The following is a 21474-nucleotide window of genomic DNA, read 5'->3' as shown; positions in this document are numbered from 1 at the left end:
TTGACATGACGAACCTATCTTGGCTTACGTATGTAATGATCATTCTTGCCAGCTACCGGCTGACCCATTTGATCGTATTTGATAAGATTACGGAATTCATAAGAAAACCCTTTATAAAGCAAGAAAAAACCGTCGATCAAAACGGGCGCGCCGTCCAAAAAAAAGTCCCTTCCTCCGCATTCGGTTATATGCTGCAATGTTATTGGTGTGCGGGTGTCTGGTGCGCCATATTGATCGGCATCTGCTACTTGGTCTGGCCCCGCTATGCACATCCGGTTATTTTCATTTTGTCCATCGCCGGAGCGCAGGCCATTCTTGAAACATGTGTCGGCGTCGGAACGAAGGTCATTGATGTGCTCGCCGCCATAAAACATAAAAAGTCCTGAAGCGTTTTATTCGCTTTAGGACTTTTTTCTTTCCCTTTTAGGCTAAGAGGAGCAAAGCAGGCTTTCTGATTCACCGCCCGGAATGCTTCGGAATACCGTAAAGCAGAGAGGGGGAAAAACATGAAAAGCTGCCGTTTTAGCATGATATGGTTTTTGACCGTTGTACTGACAGCTGGTATCTTTACATTCTCAGCATCCGCACAAGCAAGCGGCACTCAGCCGGAGAGAGAAATGAGAGCCGTATGGATCGCGTCTGTCACCAATATCGACTGGCCCTCTAAAAAAGGGCTGTCACCGGAAGAGCAAAAAAGAGAATACAGCAAGCTGCTGGATGACGTTCAGGAGATGGGAATGAACGCCGTTATCGTCCAAATTAAGCCTGCGGCTGATGCTTTTTATCCATCAGATTACGGGCCTTGGTCAGAGTATCTGACAGGAACACAAGGCAAAAATCCCGGCTACGATCCGCTTGCTTTTTTAGTTGAAGAGACACATAAACGGAATCTTGAATTTCACGCTTGGTTCAATCCTTACCGGATCACGATGAATCACACAAATTTGAATGCGCTTTCAGATGATCATCCCGCGCGTTCCCATCCGGACTGGGTCGCTGCATACGGAAAACAGCTTTACTATAATCCGGGCATTCCGGAAGTAAGACAATTTATAACGGATGGAATCAAAGAAGTGGTCAGCCGTTATGACATTGATGCGGTTCATATGGATGATTATTTTTATCCTTATAAAATTGCCGGACAGGAATTCCCCGATCAGGCGGAATACGAACGGTACGGAAAGGCTCACTTTGCATCAATTGATGACTGGCGCAGGGATAACGTCAACCGGCTTGTAAAAGAAATCAACCAAACCATCAAACGAGAAAAACCTTATGTCAAATTCGGAATCAGCCCGTTCGGCGTATGGAGAAATGCCGCAGATGACCCGACAGGCTCCGAAACGGCCGCAGGGGTGCGGAACTACGATGATTTATACGCTGATACGAGAGAATGGATCCAAAAAGGATACATTGATTACATCGCACCGCAAATTTACTGGAGCATCGGATTTAAAGCGGCGGCATATGACATCTTAGCGGATTGGTGGGGAAAAGAAGTGAACAATCGGCCGGTGCATTTATATATCGGGCAGGCAGCTTATAAAATCAACAACAATGCTGATCCGGCCTGGGCCGACCCGGGGGAATACGGAAGACAGATTACTCTAAACAGGGGATCAGCTTGGATTAAAGGAAGCATGCATTTCAGTTTAAAGGATTTAAACCGTAATCCGCTCGATGTGAAAAACCGTTTGATCAAAGACATGTACAGCCGGCCCGCATTAATTCCCGAGATGCCTTGGCTCGGACATTCCGATTTAAAAAAACCGGCTGTCAAACGGGCGGAGAAGAACGATTCAGGCCATACACTCTATATTGAAGATGCGAAATCCAACGGTAAAAAAACGGCTTATTACGCCATTTACCGCGCAGAAAAGGGAAAGCAGCCTTATTTAGTGGATACAGTCAGAAAAACATCGTCACGGACGCAGACATTTTCAGATACTGATACTCGGGCGAAAGGAGCCTGCACCTATATCGTTACTTCCGTTGACAGGCTTCACCATGAGAGCCGTCCCTCCGCAAAACGGATGGTTAAATAGCATTATTAATAAAACTGACAGTTGCGGCGCTGTCAGTTTTTTTGTAGCGGATGAGTCCGAATGTTCAGACTTCATTTGGATGGAATGAATAAAGACCCCCATTAATAAAATGTAGAAAGCAGCAGAAGGAGGAAGGTTAATGAATTTTCAACTGACAAAAGAACAGCAGATGGTGCGCGAAATGGTCAGAGATTTCGCCAAAAATGAAATTGCCCCGAAAGCCCATGAGGTTGATCAATCAGCCGTCTTCCCGATAGACACATTTAAAAAAATAGGCGAACTCGGGCTGCTCGGAATTCCGTTTCCGGAAGAATACGGCGGGGCGGGCGGTGACACCATTTCATATGCAGCAGCGGTCGAAGAAATCGGAAAAGCCTGCGGCAGCACTGGGCTGAGCTACGCGGCAGCCGTGTCACTCGGCGCAAGCCCATTATACTATTTCGGTACTGAACAGCAAAAGCAAGAACATCTTATTCCGCTTGCTTCGGGAAAAGCGCTCGGATCATTCGGGCTGACGGAGCCGAATGCAGGTTCAGATGCCGGCGGAACCCAGACAAAAGCCGAGAAAAAGGGCGATGACTATGTGATAAACGGAGAGAAATGCTGGATCACAAACGCAAATTACGCCCGAACGGTCATTGTCACCGCCGTTACGGGAAAGAACTCCTCCGGAAAACCGATCATTTCAGCTCTCATCGTCCCGACAGACACACCGGGATTTACGATCACAAATCCGTACGACAAGATGGGTGTGAGAGGGTCGGATACGGCCGAGCTTGTGCTGGAGGATGTCAGGGTGCCTGCCGATAACCTGCTCGGTGATCCTGAAAAAGGTTTTAAACAATTTTTATATACATTAGACGGCGGGCGGATCTCGATTGCGGCACTGGCTGTCGGTATCGCTCAAGGCGCGCTGGAGGCGTCGCTGTCATATGCGAAGGAACGCAAGCAGTTCGGCAGTCCGATATCGTCATTTCAAGCCATTCAATTTAAGCTGGCCGATATGGCGATGGAAATTGACCTTGCCAGACAGATGGTGCTTAAAGCGGCATGGCTGAAGGATCAAAACCTGCCATTTACGAAAGAAGCGGCATTCGCCAAGCTTTATGCTTCTGAAATGGCCGTCAGAACATGCCTTCAGGCCATCCAAATTCATGGCGGTTCCGGTTATATGAAGGAATGCGGTGTCGAACGTATGCTTCGTGACGCAAAGCTGATGGAGATTGGCGAAGGAACGTCAGAAATTCAAAGAATGGTCATCGCAAGACAGCTTTTGAAGTGAAATGAAAACGTTTACTAAGACAGGGATGGAAAGGGGCAGGTCCTATGGCTGAACTTATCCATTTAACAGCCGGAAAGCTGCTTGAGCGGACCGCGGAGCTTTTTCCGGATCGTGAAGCGGTTGTTTACCCTGAGCGCGGCCTTCGTTATACGTATGCCGAGTTTGACCGGTTATGCCGGCAAACCGCAAAAGGGCTGATGAAGCTGGGAGTTGAAAAAGGAGATCATGTAGCCATATGGGCATCCAACATTCCGGAATGGCTCGCGGCGCAATTTGCAACGGCGAAAATCGGCGCCGTTCTGGTCACCATTAATACCAATTTTCAAATCGCAGAGCTTGATTATCTGCTGGCACATTCAGACGTCTCGGCCCTGATAATCATGGATTCCTACCGGCAGACATCTTATGTTGAAATCGTGAATAAGCTGATTCCAGAGCTGAAAACGTGTGAGCGCGGCAGGCTGCGTTCGAAACGTTACCCCTTTTTACGGACGGTGTTATATATCGGTGATAAAAGCCCGCCCGGGATGCACCGTTGGGATTCTTTGCTGAAGGATGCTGAGTCTGTAACGGATGCAGAGCTTGACGGAAGGATGGACAGCCTGAAAAAGGATGATTGCATTCATATGCAATATACATCAGGTACGACCGGATTTCCGAAAGGCGTCATGCTCTCACATTTTAATATCGTAAATAACGCGGCCAATATCGCAGAATGCATGAAGCTTACTCCAAGTGACCGTTTATGTATTCCCGTGCCGTTTTTCCACTGCTTTGGGTGTGTGCTCGGCGTGCTGGCATGTGTTTCCGCGGGTGCGGCGATGATTCCGATCGAACAGTTTTCTCCGCCGGCCGTTCTGAAAACGGTGGAGCAAGAAGCCTGCACGGCTCTGCACGGTGTACCGACGATGTTTATCGCCCTCCTTCATGACAGCCGTTTTTCTGAATATGATCTTTCCCACGTCCGAACCGGTATTATGGCAGGCTCGCCATGCCCGGCGGAAGTCATGAGAGAAGTGATCGGCAAAATGGGGATGACTGACATTACAATTGCCTACGGACAGACCGAAGCATCACCTGTCATTACGCAGACAAGAACGGATGATTCATTTAAAAGAAGAGTCGAAACAGCGGGGCGCGCGCTTCCCCATATCGAAGTCAGAATCGTTCGGCCCGGAACATCCCAAGAAGCCGCCCGGGTCGAACAAGGAGAGCTCTGCACCCGCGGATATCATGTCATGAAAGGCTATTATAAAAATCAAGAAGCGACCGAAGAAGCGATAGACAAAGACGGCTGGCTGCATACCGGTGATTTGGCGGTCATGGACGAGGACGGGTACTGCAAAATCACGGGCCGTCTGAAAGACATGCTGATCAGGGGCGGCGAAAATATCTATCCGCGCGAGATTGAGGAAATGTTATATCGGCATCCCGCGGTAGCAGACGTTCAGGTCGTCGGCGTGCCTGATCCGAAATACGGAGAAGAGGCCGCGGCATGGGTCAGGCTCAAAGACGGACAAACCGCTTCCGCAGAAGACATCAGAACCTTTTGCAAAGAACATATCGCCCGCTATAAAGTCCCCAGGTATGTTTTGTTTACAGATGAATATCCAATGACAGCCTCAGGAAAAATTCAGAAATTCAAGCTGCGGGAAAAAACGATTGAAGAGCTCAAGTTAACTTAATGAAAAAGGAGTGCTTCACATTTGTTTAAAAAAGTCCTGATTGCCAACAGAGGAGAAATCGCCTTAAGAATTATCCGCACCTGCAAACGTCTCGGCATCCCCTCGGCAGCTGTCTATTCAGAAGCCGACCGGGACGCGCTGCACGTAAAAGCGGCTGATGAGGCCTATCCGATCGGAAAATCGAGAGTAAATGAAAGCTATTTACATATCGACAGAATCATAGAAGCCGCCAAATCCGCCGGAGCGGACGCCATTCATCCGGGCTACGGGCTTCTGTCAGAAAACAGCCTGTTCGCTGAACGCTGCCGGAAGGAACAAATCACATTTATCGGTCCGCCCGGTGATATCATAGCCAAGATGGGCAGCAAGATAGAAGCCCGAAAAACGATGCAAATAGCAAAGGTCCCGATCGTTCCCGGTGTTTCAGAGCCATTGCCCGATGTTCACTCCGCCTTAGCAGAAGCCCGTGCCATCGGCTTTCCGGTCATGCTGAAAGCTTCCGCAGGAGGAGGCGGAATCGGCATGCAGATCGTACATTCAGAAGAAGAGCTGGCCAAAGCGTTTGAAGGCAATCAAAAGCGGGCCGCGTCCTTTTTTGGAGACGGCGCAATGTACATGGAAAAGGTCATTGAAAATGCCCGTCATATTGAAATTCAGATACTCGCAGATTCTTTCGGCAACACCGTTCATCTGTTTGAACGTGACTGTTCAGTACAAAGGCGCCACCAAAAAGTGATAGAAGAAGCGCCGTCGCCGTTTGTTGACGATGAATTAAGACAAAGACTCGGTGAAACCGCCGTTAAAGCCGCTAAATCGATCGGCTACCAAAATGCAGGCACAATAGAATTTCTCGTCGACCAAAAGAAACAAATCTATTTTTTAGAGATGAACACCAGACTGCAGGTGGAGCATCCGGTGACAGAAGAAATTACAGGACTGGATCTTGTGGAAGAACAGCTGAAAATTGCCGCTGGGCAGGCGCTGACTTTCTCGCAGAAAGATATCAACCACCGCGGTCATGCGATTGAAGTGCGAATCTATGCGGAAGATCCGGTCACCTTTTACCCGTCACCCGGTACCATCTCGTCTTTTTCCGTTTTAAGACACCCGTCAGTGCGACACGAATGCGCCGTCGAAAAGGGAAGCGTCATTTCTCCGTTTTACGATCCGATGATTGCCAAAATGATCGTCACGGCGAATACGAGAAAACAAGCCATTGAACAACTAAAAACCGCCCTTGGCGAATATCATGTAGAAGGGATTAAAACCAACATTCCGCTGCTGACAAAAATTGCCCTTTCAGATGTGTTTGAAAAGGGCGAGGCAACAACCGGTTTTTTACAAAGAATGAACGAGGGGGCGTCAAAATGAGCGTCATAAAAATTCAGATGGCGGGAAATCTGTGGAAAATTCATGTGAAGCCGGGCGATGTCATTGAAGAAGGACAGGAAGTGGCCATCTTGGAATCTATGAAAATGGAAATTCCGATTATCGCTGATGCAGCGGGTACGGTGAAAGAAGTGAAAAAATTAGAAGGTGATTTCACTGATGAAGGAGAGGTCCTGATTGAACTTCAATAAAACGGGAGGTGCAGCATGAACTGTCCGAAACATGTCCGCATCAATGAAGTAGGACCGCGTGACGGCTTGCAGAATGAATCGGCGTGGGTGGATACAGAAGATAAGATTGAGTGGATCAATATGCTGTCAAAAACAGGCCTTCCCTATATCGAAGTGACATCATTCGTGCATCCGAGATGGATTCCGGCTCTTCGTGACAGCCTGGACGTCGCAAAAGGCATTGCCAGATCTGAACATACGGTCTACGCGGCTCTCGTTCCGAACCTCATCGGACTGGAGCATGCGGCAGAAGGCGGAATCGATCAGGCATGTGTATTTTTATCTGCAAGCGAAACCCATAACCAAAAAAACGTAAACAAACCGATTGACCGCACCGTTCAAGAGCTCAGGCGGGTTATTACTGAAGCAAAAGCTGAAAAAATGACGACGAGAGCTTATCTGTCCACTGTGTTCGGCTGTCCGTACGAACAGAACGTGCCGGTCGAACAAGTCATCCGCCTGTCAGACACCCTGCTCGAAATGGGTGTTGATGAAATATCGCTCGGCGACACGATCGGCGCGGCAAACCCCTTGCAGGTCATAGCCGTGCTTGAAGCCCTTTTGCCGAGAATTCCCGCCTCAAAAATTGCACTCCATTTCCATGATACAAGAGGAACGGCTCTAGCGAATATCCTTCCCGCTCTTGATATGGGCATCACATCCTTTGATACTTCCTCAGGCGGGCTTGGCGGCTGCCCGTACGCCCCTGGATCAGCAGGCAACGCTGCCACAGAAGACGTCATTTATATGCTCGAACAAATGGGGATTGATACCGGGACGGACATGAATAAACTTCTTTATGCCGCCGGCTGGATCGCGGATAAAATAGGCAAAGACCTGCCAAGCAGAAACCTGCAGGCATTCAGAACGAAATGAGAAAGGAGAAGCCATGGAAGATTGCGTCTTGTATTCCGTCTGTCAAGAAACGATCGGTCTGATCACACTGAACCGCCCGCATGCGGCCAACTCGCTGTCTTCAGAAATGATTGATCATTTACAGCGTGTGATTGAAGACATCAAAAACTCGCCATCCATTCGTTGTGTCATTCTCACCGGCAACGGGAACACATTTTGCGCCGGTGCTGATTTAAAAGAAAGAGCGGGGATGAATCATGAACAAGTCAGACAAAGTGTCAGCCGTATCGGTGAAACGGCCGCATCCATTGAAGCTCTCCCGCAGCCGGTCATTGCAGCACTGAACGGAACCGCTGTCGGAGGAGGCCTTGAACTCGCTCTCGCCTGCGATATCAGAATCGCCGTCAGCCGGGCGGGCCTCGGCCTTCCTGAAACAGGGCTTGCGATCATTCCCGGGGCGGGCGGAACGCAGAGACTGCCCCGGCTTATCGGCCCCGGCGCGGCAAAAGAATTGATCTATACCGGCCGAAGACTTTCTGCAGAAGAGGGAAAAGACATGAAGCTGATCGAGCATGTTTATGAAGCCGATGAACTTATGGAAAAAGCAAAAGCACTGGCCGGCCGAATCGCCGCTAATGGGCCGATCGCCGTCAGACAAGCAAAATCCGCGATAAACAAGGGTCTGGAGACAGATCTCAATACAGGGCTCGAAATCGAACGAAAAGCATATGAACAAGTCATCCCCACACTTGATAGAGAAGAGGGCCTGCGCGCTTTTAAAGAAAAAAGACCCCCTGAATACAAAGGAAAATAAAACATGGAGGGACTCGGATGGATTACGAAAAAGAACGGCAGACACGCAGCAAAACGATTGAAAAGGGAGGAGCCGCGAAATATCATGCAAGCAACGAAAAGAAGGGAAAACTTTTTGTAAGAGACAGGCTGAAGCTTTTATTCGATGACGGCATATCTGTTGAAGACGCTTTTTTCGCCGAGTGCATGTCAGACGGACTGCCGGCTGACGGGGTCGTTACCGGGATCGGAACCATCGGCGGCAGAACCGTTTGTGTGATGGCAAACGACTCAACCGTAAAGGCGGGCTCGTGGGGCGCGAAAACGGTGGAAAAAATCATCCGCATTCAGGAGACCGCGGAAAAACTTCAGTGTCCGCTCTTGTACTTAGTCGATTCCGCAGGTGCGAGAATTACGGATCAGGTCGACATGTTCCCGGGCAGAAGGGGAGCCGGCCGCATCTTTTATAATCAAGTAAAGCTGTCGGGCCGCATTCCGCAAATCTGTTTATTGTTTGGCCCTTCCGCTGCGGGCGGCGCTTACATTCCGGCCTTTTGCGACATTGTCATTATGGTCGAGGGCAATGCATCCATGTACTTAGGTTCTCCGCGTATGGCAGAAATGGTGATCGGCGAGAAAGTATCGCTTGAAGAAATGGGCGGCGCCCGTATGCATTGTTCCGTATCAGGCTGCGGTGATCTCCTCGCCCCGACGGAACAGGAAGCAATCATGATGGCGCAGACATATCTCAGCTATTTTCCGTCAAATTATACTGAAAAAGCGCCCGTCAACAAATCTAAGAACCCGAAGGCTTTTGAAAAACCGCTCTCAGATGTCATTCCGGCACATCAAAACGCACCGTTCAACATGATGGATTTAATTGAACGTGTCATTGATGAAGACTCATTTTTTGAGATTAAACCGTTATTTGCGCAGGAATTAATAACGGGGCTTGCGCGGATTCACGGACAGCCGGTCGGCATTATCGCCAATCAGCCGCGTGTCAAAGGCGGGGTTTTATTTCTCGATTCGGCGGATAAAGCCGCAAAATTTATCGCTTTGTGCGACGCATTCCATATTCCGCTTCTGTTTTTAGCAGACATTCCCGGATTCATGATCGGAACGAAGGTTGAGCAGGCGGGCATCATCAGGCATGGCGCAAAAATGATCTCCGCAATGGCGGAAGCGACTGTTCCGAAGCTTTCTGTTATCGTCAGAAAAGCCTACGGTGCCGGATTATACGCGATGGCGGGGCCTGCTTTTGAACCGGACTGCTGTTTAGCGCTTCCGACTGCGCAAATTGCCGTAATGGGTCCTGAAGCAGCGGTGAATGCGGTCTACGCAAACAAAATCAGCGAGCTAGCCCCTGAAGAAAGGCCGGCTTTTATTCAAGAAAAGCGTGATGAATATAAGGAAGACATTAACCTTTACCGGCTTGCCTCTGAAATGGTGATTGACGGCATTGTTCCTGCTGATTCCTTGCGGGAAGAACTCAATAAACGCCTCACTGCTTACATGTCCAAACAACTGACATTCACACACCGGAAACACCCCGTATACCCGGTATAAATAAAAAAAGACTGCATAGATCCGGCTCACAGCCGTTCTTATGCAGTCTTTTTTTATAGTCTTGATCTCATTTTCTTCACAACAAAATAAACAACAATAAATACGAGAGCCAATATAATGATCGGAGTTGTATACATTCCGGCATAGCTGTCTACGTCTTTCCACTGTCCCCCGAGCTGATACCCGAGATAAACGAAAATGACAGACCACGGAATAATGGCGAGCGTCGTCAATATGACAAACTTGGAAAGAGGCATTTTCGCAAGGCCGGCCGGGATGGAAATCGCATGTCTGACGACCGGGATAAACCGCGCCGAGAACACAACGCCGGCGCCGTAACGGCGAAACCAGTTTTCCGCAACATCAACATGATGCTTTTTCAGAAGTAAGTACTTGCCGTACTTGTCCAAAAACGGCCGTCCCCCATAACGGGCGATCCAGTAAATAAAGCACTGCGCGATCGTTCCCCCGATCACACCGGCGACAATGGCGCCGATAAAGCTGATCGTGCCTTCTGACACCATATAGCCTCCGTAAGCCAGAACGATTTCACTCGGAATGATTTCGATCATTAATCCGAGCGCAATCCCTAAATAGCCCATACTTGTCAGCCAGGATAATATTTCACTAATAAAATTGCCCACACTGTTCACAACCTCTTTATCTTTTTACCCAATTATATGACTGATTGACAAGCAAAATGGTTACAAATTATTTTTTAACGCACGATTTCTTCAGATTGTCTTTTTAACACCTCTTCTAAATAAGCTAAAAGTTTCGGTCTCATTTCTTCCCGCAGAAGCCCGATCTCCGTGCCTGCCTTAAAACAGCCGAACTTATCTCCTATATCAAACCGGCTTCCTTCAAGCTCCCGCGCGTAAATGCTTCGGGTGCGGCACACTTCGCGCAGCGCGTCTGTCAATTGGATTTCGTTGCCCGCGCCTCTTCCGATCGTCTTCAGCGTTTTAAAAATAGCAGGGGTTAATATGTAACGGCCCATCACGGCAATATGAGAGGGCGCCTTTTCAACAGCCGGTTTCTCAATCAGATCCTCAATCTGGTACACATGACCGCTCTGCCGCCCCGTCTGTATAATACCATATTTGCTGACATCAGCAGGATCGACGGGCTGTACGCCGACCGTTTCTGTACCGTGTTGGTTATAGACGTCTATGAGCTGTGAGAGAGCGGGAGTATCAGATACCATAATATCATCACCTAAGAGAACGGCAAAAGGCTCATCTCCGATAAAATGCTCCGCACACAGCACCGCATGTCCTAATCCGAGCGGTTCTTTCTGACGAATGTAATGAATATTGGCCAAATCGGCAATCCGCTGCATTTCCTTCAGCGTCTCCGTCTTGCCTTTTTCCTCAAGATTGAATTCCAATTCCGCCGACCGGTCAAAATGATCTTCAATCGAGCGTTTGTTTCTCCCTGTAATAATCAATATATCTTCAATTCCTGCCGCTGCGGCCTCTTCGACAATATATTGGATGGCCGGTTTATCGACAATCGGCAGCATTTCTTTAGGCTGCGCCTTTGTCGCCGGCAGAAATCTCGTTCCTAAACCTGCTGCGGGAATGACCGCTTTTCTCACTCTTTTTTTCATTCATCTTCACTCCTGATCCTGTATGTTTTTCAGCGAATCTCCAAATACCCAGATTCGGTTTCCGATAAAATTCATCATCATTCCGCCGATAGTGGCAGCGAACTTACTCACCAATAGCGAACAGCCGCCTTTTTGAAACGCGTAAAGCAGCAAAAAGGTGATTCCCGACACGGCAAGATTAATCATGAGAAATCGCATGATCTCTTTCCCGTCAGCCTTGCGTTTTACACGAAACGTCCACTTCCGGTTCCATACATAGCTGTTGATGATTCCTGCCGAATAGGAGCAGATCTGCGCCGGAAGATAGGGGACATGACAAGCGGCGAGAAGAAAGAAGACACCAAAATCGATCAGCGTATTGCCGACCCCTACAGTGCAAAAACGGCCTGCTGTCTTTACTTTTTCTTTCAGCATAACGGTGACCTCCCCTCATAATAAGATGCGGTTCGCTGTCCTATTTGTTGATATGGATTACTTTAGCGGACAGTGTTGAATAAACAATTACTAAAATATGAACAAAACATGAAAACGTAATGAGGCTTTGCAAAACTCATTAAGTTAACAGTTTGATAGTTTAGGTTGACATATTCCGTGGAGGGCACTAATATTCTGTATAAGTGTTAACCTTTTATTAATTTGGTTAACATTAATTTTCAAAGTAAGAGAAAGGAGGGGAATATATGCAGGAAGAGACCTATTACAGCGTCAGAATGAGAGCTTCCCAAAACGCCCCCCATGAGCAGGGCGGAAAACACATTTCCGGCGGAGAACGGCTCATCACTTACGGCGGTTTACAGGAAGCGGTAGATGGCTTATTACATAAAGGCTTCTCGCACTCAAGAGGGATACCTGATTTTATGCAGATTCAGCTTGAAAGCATTAATGAACCGATCGAAACGATCCGCCCTCTGCCGGTTGCTTTCCATCAAACAGACACGCCGGAAAAAGGACAAGCAATCGCCCGCAAGCTTCTGCAAAAGGCGGGGATTCCCCCGCACATGATAGAGAAAGCGTATGAAAACATTGCGGAATATGCAGAAGCAAGAGGAGCGGTCCTGTTCGATATACGGGCAGGAAAACGCATTGACGGCAGAGGAAATAGAGGTGTGCGGGTATCCCGAGTGGATTGGCCGTCACATGATTTTCAAAAATGGGCTTTTACGCACAACATGCCGGAAAATTCACGAATAAAAGAAGCACATGCCATCGCGGCAAAAGTTTGCGCATATCCGGGGATTATTGCTGAATTGTGCTGGTCGGATGACCCTGATTACATAACAGGCTACGTTGCCGCAAAGAAGCTGGGATATCAGCGGATTGCCAAGATGAAAAATGCCGGAGATGAATGCGGCTGCCGGATTTTCTTTACAGATGGCTCCATAGATACGGAGAGCTGTATCCATTTTTTAGAGAAGCAGCCTGTATTCATTCAGCGGGAGGAGAAATGATGAAACAATCAATGATTGAAAAAAGCAAAAAGCATCTTTGGCTGCCTTTCACACAAATGAAAGATTACGATGAAGATCCGTTAATCATTGAAAGCGGAAACGGGATCATGCTGAAAGACATCAGCGGCAAAGAATATTATGACGGCTTTTCTTCAGTATGGCTCAATGTACACGGCCACCGAAAAAAAGAAATGGATGAAGCGATTCAAAAACAGCTTGAAAAAATCGCTCATTCGACCTTGCTGGGTATGACGAACGTTCCCGCAACAGAACTTGCCGAGATGCTGACAGGCATCACACCGGAAAAGCTGACACGCGTTTTTTACTCCGACAGCGGAGCGGAAGCAATGGAAATCGCTCTGAAAATGGCCTTTCAATACTGGAAAAACATAGGGAGACCCGAGAAACAGACGTTTATTTCTATGCAGAACGGCTATCACGGCGATACGATCGGAGCTGTCAGCGTCGGCTCCATTGAACTCTTCCACCATGTGTACGGCCCGCTGATGTTTGAAAGCTACAAAGCTCCGATTCCGTATGTATACAGATCTGAAAGCGGCGACCCCGTACAGTGCCGGGATAAATGCCTTCACGCGCTCGAACAGCTGCTTGCAAAGCACCACGAAGAGATTGCCGCACTTACGATTGAATCGATGGTGCAAGGCGCATCCGGGATGATCGTCATGCCTGAAGGCTTTCTGGCAGGCGTACGAAAGCTGTGTACGGCATATGATGTGTTAATGATCGTTGACGAAGTGGCGACGGGGTTCGGCCGCACCGGAAAAATGTTTGCCTGTGAGCATGAAAATGTCCAGCCGGACTTGATGGCGGCAGGGAAAGGCATTACGGGAGGCTATTTGCCGATCGCTGTGACGTTTGCCACAGAAGCCATTTATGAAGCCTTCTACGATGACTACGACAAAATGAAAACATTTTTCCACGGCCATTCCTATACAGGAAATCAGCTTGGCTGTGCCGCGGCAATTGAAAATCTGCGTTTATTCGAATCAGAGCGCATCGTTGAACAAGTCGCCGAAAAATCAAAAACGGCAGCGAAATTTCTTCATGATCTGAAGCAGCTTCCTCATGTCGGCGATGTCCGCCAGCTCGGTTTCATGTGCGGCATAGAGCTTGTTCAGGATAAGGGGACAAAACAGCCTTATCCGCCTGAAAAGCGGATGGGATACAAGGTGTCCTTGAAAATGAGAGAGCTTGGTATGCTGACACGGCCGCTCGGAGACGTCATCGCCTTTCTGCCGCCGCTTGCCAGCACAACCGATCAGTTACAAGCCATGATCTCCATTATGAAAGAAGCGATAGCCGAGGTGACCGGCCGTGGATTTTGACGGATGGCTCCTCAAAAGGCTCGATGCGGTGAAAAGAGACGGGCTGTATCGGACGCTGCGAACACAGGAAACCGCTCTCAAAACCAAGGGGCAAAAGCGGCAGACTTGGGCGTCCAATGACTATTTAGGCCTGTCAAAAGATGAGCGGCTGATCACAGCCGCGCAAACGGCGCTGAGCCGGTTCGGGGCAGGAAGCGGCGGCTCACGGTTAACGACAGGAAATACTGTGTGGCACGAAAAACTTGAACAAACAATCGCGGACTTTAAACAGACGGAAGCGGCTTTATTGTTTTCAAGCGGTTACTTGGCGAATATCGGCGTGCTTGCCTCACTGCCTCAAAAAGGCGATGTCATTTTAAGCGATCAACTGAACCATGCGAGCATTGTTGACGGCTGCCGTTTATCAAAAGCGGAAACCATCGTGTACCGCCATATTGATATGGCTGATCTTGAGAAAAAACTTGCTTCCGTCCAGGCTCGGAACCGCCGCTTCATCGTCACAGACGGCGTCTTCAGCATGGACGGAACCATCGCGCCTCTTGACCGCATAATGGCGCTTGCAAAGCAGTACCAGGCATTTGTGATAGCAGATGACGCGCATGCAACCGGTGTACTTGGGGAAAACGGCGGGGGAACCAGTGACTATTTCGGTGTTTGTCCGGATGTTGTCATCGGCACATTAAGCAAAGCTGTAGGAACGGAAGGCGGTTTTGCCGCGGGATCAAACATTTTCATTGATTTTTTGCTGAATCAGGCGCGGACGTTTATTTTTCAGACGGCCCTCCCGCCGTCAATTTGTGCGGCTTCACATACGGCATTTGACATCATATCAGATATGCACGATACGCGCCGTGAGCTGCAATCATCTGTCAAAACGATAAAAAAGCGTCTGACCGATATGGGCTTTACCGTAAGAGGCGGAGATACACCGATTATCCCCGTTATCATCGGTGATGCAAAAACAGCGGTTTCAGCCGCTGCGCTGCTGGAGAAAAAGGGAATCTGCGCCCCGGCCATCCGCCCGCCCGCCGTTCCGGAAGGCGAAAGCAGAATCAGGCTGACCGTTACGGCGGATCGCAGCTTACAGGACATAGACGAGCTGACAGAAGCATTTGATTCCATTAGAAAAGAGCTGAATTTAAACAAATGAGAAGTTTTTTTGTCACAGGAACAGATACCGGCGTCGGAAAAACCATCGTTTCTTGCGGACTTGCCGCGGCATTCCGGCAGAAACAGGCGGATATCGGAGTGTTTAAGCCGTTTTTAAGCGGTGTGCCGCGGACTCATCCGGAAAGTGACACCTCGCTCTTGAAAGACATGTCACAAACCGCACTGTCTCATGAAGAAATTACGCCATTTGAATGGAAAGAGCCGCTTGCGCCATACACGGCCGCCATGCTTGAGGGGAAATCCGTGAGCATGGCGGATGTCATGGCCCACTGGAGTAAGATCAAAAATCGTCATGAGTGTTTCATCGTTGAGGGGGCAGGCGGCATTTCCGTCCCGCTTGGTGAAAATTACTTAGTCAGTGATCTGATAAAAGCCATGGAATTGCCGGCAGTGATTGTCACCAGGCCTGATCTCGGAACCATCAACCACACATATTTAACCGTTGAATATGCGAAAAACATGGGAATAGAGGTTCTCGGCATTATTATTAACGGCGTAAAGAGCAACCCGGGGCTGGACGAAAAGACAAACCCGAGCATGATTGAAACATTATGCAAAGTTCCGATTTTGGGAATCACACCGAAGCTGGATCACGTTTCATCGGAAAACATTCAACACATGATTGAGAAACATATAGATGTTTCCTCTTTCATGAATCTGACACAAATGGGGAGATAAACATGAATCAATGGATGGATCTTGCAGAGAGAGTGCTGGACGGGGCGGAAGTAACGAATCAAGAAGCGCTGGCCATTTTAAATTGTCCTGATGAGGATCTTTTATTGCTGATGCATGCCGCTTTTCATATCAGAAAACGATTTTACGGAAAAAAAGTAAAGCTGAATATGATTATGAATGCCAAATCAGGCCTGTGTCCGGAAAATTGCGGGTACTGTTCACAATCTTCAATATCAAAAGCGCCGATTGAGTCTTACCGGATGGTGGATAAGCATATATTGCTAAAGGGGGCAAAACGCGCCCACGACCTGAATATAGGGACATACTGTATCGTCGCCAGCGGGCGGGGACCGTCAAACAGAGAAGTAGATCAAGTTGTTGATGCTGTCAAAGAAATTAAAGAAACGTACGGTTTAAAAATCTGCGCATGTCTCGGTCTGCTGAAGCCGGAACAGGCAGAGCGGCTGAAACAGGCAGGAGTAGACCGGTACAATCATAACATCAATACATCACAAAGGAATCACTCAAACATTACGACCTCCCACACGTATGACGACAGGGTCAATACAGTGGAAACGGCGAAACAATCGGGGATGTCACCTTGTTCTGGTGTCATCGTCGGCATGAAAGAGACGAAACAGGACGTCATTGATATGGCGAACAGCTTAAAAGCGCTTGACGCCGACAGCATCCCGGTTAATTTTCTGCATGCGATTGACGGAACTCCGTTAGAAGGGGTAAGCGAATTACATCCGGTGTATTGCCTGAAAGTGCTCGCCTTGTTCCGTTTTATCAATCCGTCAAAAGAAATCCGTATCTCAGGAGGCCGGGAAGTCAACCTTCGTTCGCTGCAGCCGCTGGGACTTTACGCCGCAAATTCGATTTTCGTCGGAGATTACTTAACGACAGCAGGGCAGCAAGAAACAGAGGATCATCAAATGCTCCATGATTTAGGTTTTGAAGTCGAATCCGTTGAAGAAATGAAAGCCGGCCTGCAATCCGCCTGCAATACGGAGGTATAAGATGACGGCGGACCTATCGATTGCACATCCGTCTCTCCATGCGGATTCGGATTTTTGGAATGACCCTTACCCGTTTTATGACAAACTGCGATCCATTGATCCTGTTTATAAAGGAACCGTATTAAAATATCCGGGCTGGTATGTCACCGGGTACAAAGAAGCGGCAGCGATTCTGAAAGACATTCGGTTTAAAAACCGCATTCCTCTTCCGGAAGCTTCAACGAAATATCAAAATCTATCGCATATCCAGCACGATATGCTGTTATTTAAAAATCAATCAGACCATAAGCGGATGCGGATGCTTATCGGTAAAGAATTTACCGCAAAGACGGCGGAATCACTTCGCCCTTGTATAAAAGAAACGGTTCATGACTTGTTGGATCAAGTCCAAATCAAAAAAACCGCGGACCTTGTTTCAGAGTTTGCCTTTCCATCGGCAAGCCTTATCATTGCGGAGATACTCGGAGTGCCGAAAGAGGAGAGATATCAATTCAGACAATGGACGGCAGACGTCATCCAGGCCATTGATCTTACCCGATCAAGAAAGACGTTAGTCAGAGCAAGCGACACCGCAGGCAGGCTCACGTCATATTTCAAAGATTTGATTCACAAGCGGAAAGCGCACCCTCAGCAAGACTTGATCAGCAGGTTTATTATGGAGGAACAGCTTTCAAAAGAGGAAGTGCTCGCGACATGTATCTTACTTGTCATAGCCGGACACGAGACGACGGTAAACCTCATAAGCAACGGTGTGTTTACTTTATTGAAACACCCTGAACAGCTTAGCGCACTGAGAGAAAACCCCTCGCTTATTGAAACTGCAGTTGAGGAATGTCTGCGCTACGACAGCCCCGCGCAGCTGACGGCACGCACCGCCTCAGAAGACTGCGAAATAAATGGGAAGACCATAAAAAAAGGAGAGCAGGTATATATCCTTTTAGGGGCAGCCAATCGCGATCCAAGCATATTCGATCAACCTCACAAAATGGATATCCAAAGAAAGCCGAACCCGCATCTTGCATTCGGAAAGAACGCCCATTTTTGCATAGGCTCCTCATTAGCGCGCATCGAAGCACAAATTGCAATTCTTACACTGTTTGAGCGGATGCCTAAGCTTCGGCTGGCTGCACACCGCCTTGAATACCGCAAGCTCATTGGTTTTAGGTCGCTCAAAGAGCTCCCGGTTGTCATTGGCTGAATGACCATGCAGGAGGGCCGGATTTTATCGGTTCCTCTTGCAGGAAATAAATGAAAGAAAAAAGAATACATATTTATAAAGCAAAAATCCTCTCTGATCCATCTAACTATCCCTAAAAAAACTCACTGCTCAGCCAATCAATCTAATACAGCAAGAGTCTCCCTTTCTTTCGCCAAAACGGAACATTCACCATGATGCACATTTTTCAGCCTCAGAAACTGTGCAAAACCGGCATGTTTTTTGCTTTATTTTCTCGATTTTTTGTAAGCGCTTACTAATATTAAGCAGAAAAGAGGGGGATTTGTGGACATTGTTATTATTTTATTGGCATTAGGCATGCTGATGTTTGCGGCTTACCGGGGCTTTTCAGTCATTTTATTCGCCCCGATTTGTGCGCTGTTTGCCGTGCTCCTGACAGATCCAAGCTTCGTACTTCCTTTCTTCTCGAATATATTTATGGAGAAGATGGTAGGATTTATTAAGCTATATTTTCCCGTATTTCTTTTAGGGGCCGTTTTTGGCAAGGTTGTTGAAATATCCGGGCTCGCTGAGTCGATTGCAAAAACAATCGTCAAGCTTGTGGGAGCAAAAAGAGCCATTCTAGCCATCGTCTTAATGGGTGCGATTTTAACGTACAGCGGCGTCAGTCTCTTCGTAGCGGTGTTTGCCATTTATCCGTTTGCTAAAAACCTATTTATTAAAGCTGATATTCCCAAGCGTCTGATACCCGGTACGATTGCATTGGGCGCCTTTACATTTACAATGGATGCGCTTCCCGGCACACCGCAAATTCAAAATGTCATTCCGACCGCTTTTTTTAAAACAAACATTTATGCCGCTCCCTGGCTCGGACTGATTGGTGCAGCATTTGTGCTTACGGCCGGAATGATTTATTTAGAATCCCGGCGCAAAAAAGCGGCCAATGCCGGAGAAGGCTATGCTGGATTTCAATCTGAAGTTACCGCTGCAGAGGAATCCTCAAGTCTGGCTAATGAAACACATACGCCTGTTTTACCGCAACCCAGCCCCGCGCGGCAAGTGCTCGCCTTTGTTCCGCTTATCCTTGTGGGAGTCATGAACAAATGCTTCACGATGTGGCTCCCGCATTGGTACCCTGACGGATTTGATTTTGCGCCGCTCGGCTTAGAAGCGTTCGGGAAGATTGACCTTTCCTCCGTCACTGCGATCTGGTCAGTAGAACTCGCACTGTTCATCGGAATCATGACCACGATTTTGTTCGATTGGAAAAAAGTCCTCTTCAATTTGAAAGAAGGACTGAATGAGGGCATCGGGGGTGCCTTGCTGGCGTCGATGAATACAGGAGCCGAATACGGATTTGGCGGCATCATTGCGGCGCTTCCCGGCTTTAAAATGGTCAGCAGCGGCATATCGCAGACGTTTACAGATCCGCTCGTCAACGGAGCGGTGACGACCACTGCGCTTGCCGGGATTACAGGATCGGCATCAGGAGGAATGGGCATCGCTTTAAGCACGATGTCAGCAGCGTATACAGAAGCAATCAATACATTCCACATCCCGCCGGAGGTCATGCACCGGGTGATCTCGATGGCCTCCGGCGGGATGGACACTCTTCCGCATAATGGCGCCGTCATTACGCTGCTCGCGGTCACCGGGTTGACCCACCGCCAATCCTACAGGGATATCTTTGCCATTACCGTCATTAAAACAGCCGCTGTGTTTGTCATCATCGCCATTTACAGTCTGACGGGCCTTGTGTAGCCAAAACAGAAAGGGGAAACGAATATGGGAAAAGGAAAAGTGATGGACTCTTATCAAGATGCTGCTGCACTGATCAAGGACGGAGACACCCTCATCGCAGGAGGCTTCGGCCTGTGCGGCATTCCGGAACAATTAATTCTCGCGATCAGGGACAGCGGCGTAAAAAACTTGACCGTTGTCAGTAATAACTGCGGTGTTGATGATTGGGGGTTAGGCCTCTTGCTTGCAAACCGGCAGATCAAAAAAATGGTCGCATCCTATGTGGGAGAAAACAAAACCTTTGAACGGCAGTTTTTAAGCGGAGAGCTGGAAGTCGAATTGGTGCCCCAAGGAACGCTCGCAGAAAGAATTCGCGCGGGAGGGGCGGGCATTCCGGCGTTTTACACACCTGCGGGCGTCGGAACATCAGTAGCCGAGGGAAAAGAACATAAGACATTTGACGGACGCACCTATCTTCTGGAGAAAGGGATTACAGGGAACGCCGCCATCGTAAAGGCCTGGAAAGCCGATCCTCTGGGCAACCTGATGTTCAGAAAGACGGCGAGAAATTTCAATCCGCTCGCTGCAATGGCAGGCAAAGTGACGATTGCAGAGGCTGAAGAAATCGTCGATGCCGGAGAGCTTGATCCGGATCAAATTCATACGCCGGGTATTTTTGTGCAGCACGTGCTGCTCGGCGGGATTCATGAAAAACGGATTGAACGCCGCACCGTCCGGCAAGCATGATAAAGGAGGCTGACAGAATGAGAGATAGCAGAAAACGAATGATCAAACGGGCTGTAAAGGAAATTAAGGACGGAATGAATGTGAACTTGGGGATAGGGATGCCGACGCTTGTAGCCAATGAGATACCGAATGATTATAACGTCCTGCTTCAGTCTGAAAACGGCTTGCTCGGGATCGGGCCTTATCCGGCGGAAGGAACGGAGGACCCCGATCTGATCAACGCGGGAAAAGAAACCATCACCGAAGTAAAGGGAGCCTCGTATTTTGACAGTGCCGAATCCTTTGCCATGATTCGCGGCGGCCACATTGATGTAGCGATCCTCGGCGGGATGGAAGTGTCCGAACGGGGAGATTTGGCGAACTGGATGATCCCAGGAAAAATGATCAAAGGAATGGGCGGCGCCATGGACTTGGTCCACGGAGCAAAACGGATTATTGTCATTATGGAGCACGTTAATAAATATGGCGAATCTAAAGTGAGAACGGAATGTACGCTGCCTTTAACCGGCAGGCAGGTGGTCGATCGGCTGATCACAGATTTGGCTGTATTCGATTTTCATGATGGCCGTATGACGCTCACCGAACTGCAGGAAGGTGTAACAATGGAGGAGGTCTTTGAGAAAACAGAAGGTCATTTTACTGTCAGCCAGTCGTTAAAAAACGGGGTCAGACCAAAATGAGGAGGTG

At 48.5% G+C, this 21474-nt stretch carries 20 protein-coding genes and 1 pseudogene; 18 read left to right on the top strand and 3 right to left on the bottom strand.

Going from position 1 to position 21474, the window contains the following annotated elements; genetic code table 11:
- The first annotated feature begins 5 nt into the window (after positions 1-5).
- The 9 genes from BXO87_RS05670 to BXO87_RS05630 all read left to right on the top strand — a co-directional run bounded on the left by BXO87_RS05670 (position 6) and on the right by BXO87_RS05630 (position 9847).
- Positions 6-386: a DUF1360 domain-containing protein gene (locus tag BXO87_RS05670; RefSeq protein ID WP_003153891.1), complete on the top strand. Its 381-nt coding sequence runs from the start codon at positions 6-8 to the stop codon at positions 384-386.
- A 120-nt stretch (positions 387-506) separates the two neighbouring features.
- Positions 507-2045, top strand: a complete 1539-nt coding sequence (locus BXO87_RS05665; RefSeq protein ID WP_038458223.1) for a glycoside hydrolase family 10-like protein — start codon at positions 507-509, stop codon at positions 2043-2045.
- A gap of 139 nt (positions 2046-2184) precedes the next feature.
- Positions 2185-3327 (top strand): acyl-CoA dehydrogenase family protein, encoded by a 1143-nt coding sequence (locus tag BXO87_RS05660; RefSeq protein WP_007611857.1) that lies wholly within the window; start codon positions 2185-2187, stop codon positions 3325-3327.
- Positions 3328-3371: 44 nt separating this feature from the next.
- A complete protein-coding gene (locus BXO87_RS05655) occupies positions 3372-5012 on the top strand; it encodes an AMP-binding protein (RefSeq protein ID WP_076851248.1) in 1641 nt (546 codons plus the stop codon).
- Positions 5013-5033: 21 nt separating this feature from the next.
- Positions 5034-6383: an acetyl-CoA carboxylase biotin carboxylase subunit gene (locus BXO87_RS05650; protein WP_038458218.1), complete on the top strand. Its 1350-nt coding sequence runs from the start codon at positions 5034-5036 to the stop codon at positions 6381-6383.
- A complete protein-coding gene (locus tag BXO87_RS05645) occupies positions 6380-6592 on the top strand; it encodes an acetyl-CoA carboxylase biotin carboxyl carrier protein subunit (RefSeq protein ID WP_038458215.1) in 213 nt (70 codons plus the stop codon). Before BXO87_RS05650 ends, BXO87_RS05645 begins: the two co-directional genes overlap by 4 nt.
- Positions 6593-6607: 15 nt before the next feature.
- Positions 6608-7507, top strand: a complete 900-nt coding sequence (locus tag BXO87_RS05640) for a hydroxymethylglutaryl-CoA lyase (protein ID WP_038458212.1) — start codon at positions 6608-6610, stop codon at positions 7505-7507.
- A gap of 13 nt (positions 7508-7520) precedes the next feature.
- Positions 7521-8300 (top strand): enoyl-CoA hydratase, encoded by a 780-nt coding sequence (locus BXO87_RS05635; RefSeq protein WP_038458210.1) that lies wholly within the window; start codon positions 7521-7523, stop codon positions 8298-8300.
- 17 nt (positions 8301-8317) lie between these two features.
- A complete protein-coding gene (locus BXO87_RS05630) occupies positions 8318-9847 on the top strand; it encodes an acyl-CoA carboxylase subunit beta (RefSeq protein WP_012117691.1) in 1530 nt (509 codons plus the stop codon).
- Between the two features lie 53 nt (positions 9848-9900).
- Here the strand turns inward: BXO87_RS05630 and uptA are convergent, their stop codons facing one another.
- The 3 genes and pseudogenes from uptA to BXO87_RS05615 form a co-directional block, all read right to left on the bottom strand.
- Positions 9901-10491 carry an undecaprenyl phosphate transporter UptA gene (gene uptA / locus BXO87_RS05625; RefSeq protein WP_007410125.1) on the bottom strand — a complete coding sequence of 197 codons (591 nt, stop codon included), beginning with the start codon at positions 10489-10491 and terminating at the stop codon, positions 9901-9903.
- Positions 10492-10565: 74 nt separating this feature from the next.
- On the bottom strand, positions 10566-11459 hold the full coding sequence (gene galU / locus BXO87_RS05620; protein WP_038458208.1) for a UTP--glucose-1-phosphate uridylyltransferase GalU: 894 nt from the start codon (positions 11457-11459) through the stop codon (positions 10566-10568).
- Positions 11460-11465: 6 nt separating this feature from the next.
- Positions 11466-11917 (bottom strand): annotated as a pseudogene (locus BXO87_RS05615) (GtrA family protein).
- Between the two features lie 222 nt (positions 11918-12139).
- Between BXO87_RS05615 and BXO87_RS05610 the strand changes: the two are divergent.
- From BXO87_RS05610 to BXO87_RS05570, 9 genes are all read left to right on the top strand, one after another.
- Complete coding sequence (locus BXO87_RS05610; protein ID WP_032875120.1) at positions 12140-12907, top strand: 6-carboxyhexanoate--CoA ligase; 768 nt, start codon at positions 12140-12142, stop codon at positions 12905-12907.
- A complete protein-coding gene (gene bioA, locus BXO87_RS05605; RefSeq protein ID WP_038458201.1) occupies positions 12907-14253 on the top strand; it encodes an adenosylmethionine--8-amino-7-oxononanoate transaminase in 1347 nt (448 codons plus the stop codon). The genes BXO87_RS05610 and bioA overlap by 1 nt, the downstream gene beginning before the upstream one ends.
- On the top strand, positions 14243-15403 hold the full coding sequence (bioF, locus tag BXO87_RS05600; RefSeq protein WP_038458199.1) for an 8-amino-7-oxononanoate synthase: 1161 nt from the start codon (positions 14243-14245) through the stop codon (positions 15401-15403). Before bioA ends, bioF begins: the two co-directional genes overlap by 11 nt.
- Positions 15400-16101, top strand: a complete 702-nt coding sequence (bioD, locus tag BXO87_RS05595; RefSeq protein ID WP_038458197.1) for a dethiobiotin synthase — start codon at positions 15400-15402, stop codon at positions 16099-16101. The genes bioF and bioD overlap by 4 nt, the downstream gene beginning before the upstream one ends.
- Positions 16102-16103: 2 nt before the next feature.
- Positions 16104-17123, top strand: coding sequence for a biotin synthase BioB (gene bioB, locus BXO87_RS05590; protein WP_007410132.1), 1020 nt, complete (start codon positions 16104-16106; stop codon positions 17121-17123).
- A 1-nt stretch (position 17124) separates the two neighbouring features.
- A complete protein-coding gene (locus tag BXO87_RS05585) occupies positions 17125-18321 on the top strand; it encodes a cytochrome P450 (RefSeq protein ID WP_038458194.1) in 1197 nt (398 codons plus the stop codon).
- Positions 18322-18624: 303 nt separating this feature from the next.
- Positions 18625-20061 carry a GntP family permease gene (locus BXO87_RS05580; RefSeq protein WP_020955901.1) on the top strand — a complete coding sequence of 479 codons (1437 nt, stop codon included), beginning with the start codon at positions 18625-18627 and terminating at the stop codon, positions 20059-20061.
- 24 nt (positions 20062-20085) lie between these two features.
- Entirely contained in the window at positions 20086-20787 is a 702-nt protein-coding gene (locus tag BXO87_RS05575) for a CoA transferase subunit A (protein WP_007410135.1), read from the top strand.
- Positions 20788-20804: 17 nt separating this feature from the next.
- Complete coding sequence (locus BXO87_RS05570) at positions 20805-21467, top strand: CoA transferase subunit B (protein WP_007410136.1); 663 nt, start codon at positions 20805-20807, stop codon at positions 21465-21467.
- Positions 21468-21474: the final 7 nt, after the last annotated feature.

Origin of the sequence: Bacillus sp. GZB (assembly GCF_001975995.1) — a bacterium.
GTDB lineage: Bacteria > Bacillota > Bacilli > Bacillales > Bacillaceae > Bacillus > Bacillus velezensis.
The sequence above is the reverse complement of the archived record's forward strand: the minus strand, read 5'-3'. Positions and strand labels throughout refer to the sequence as shown.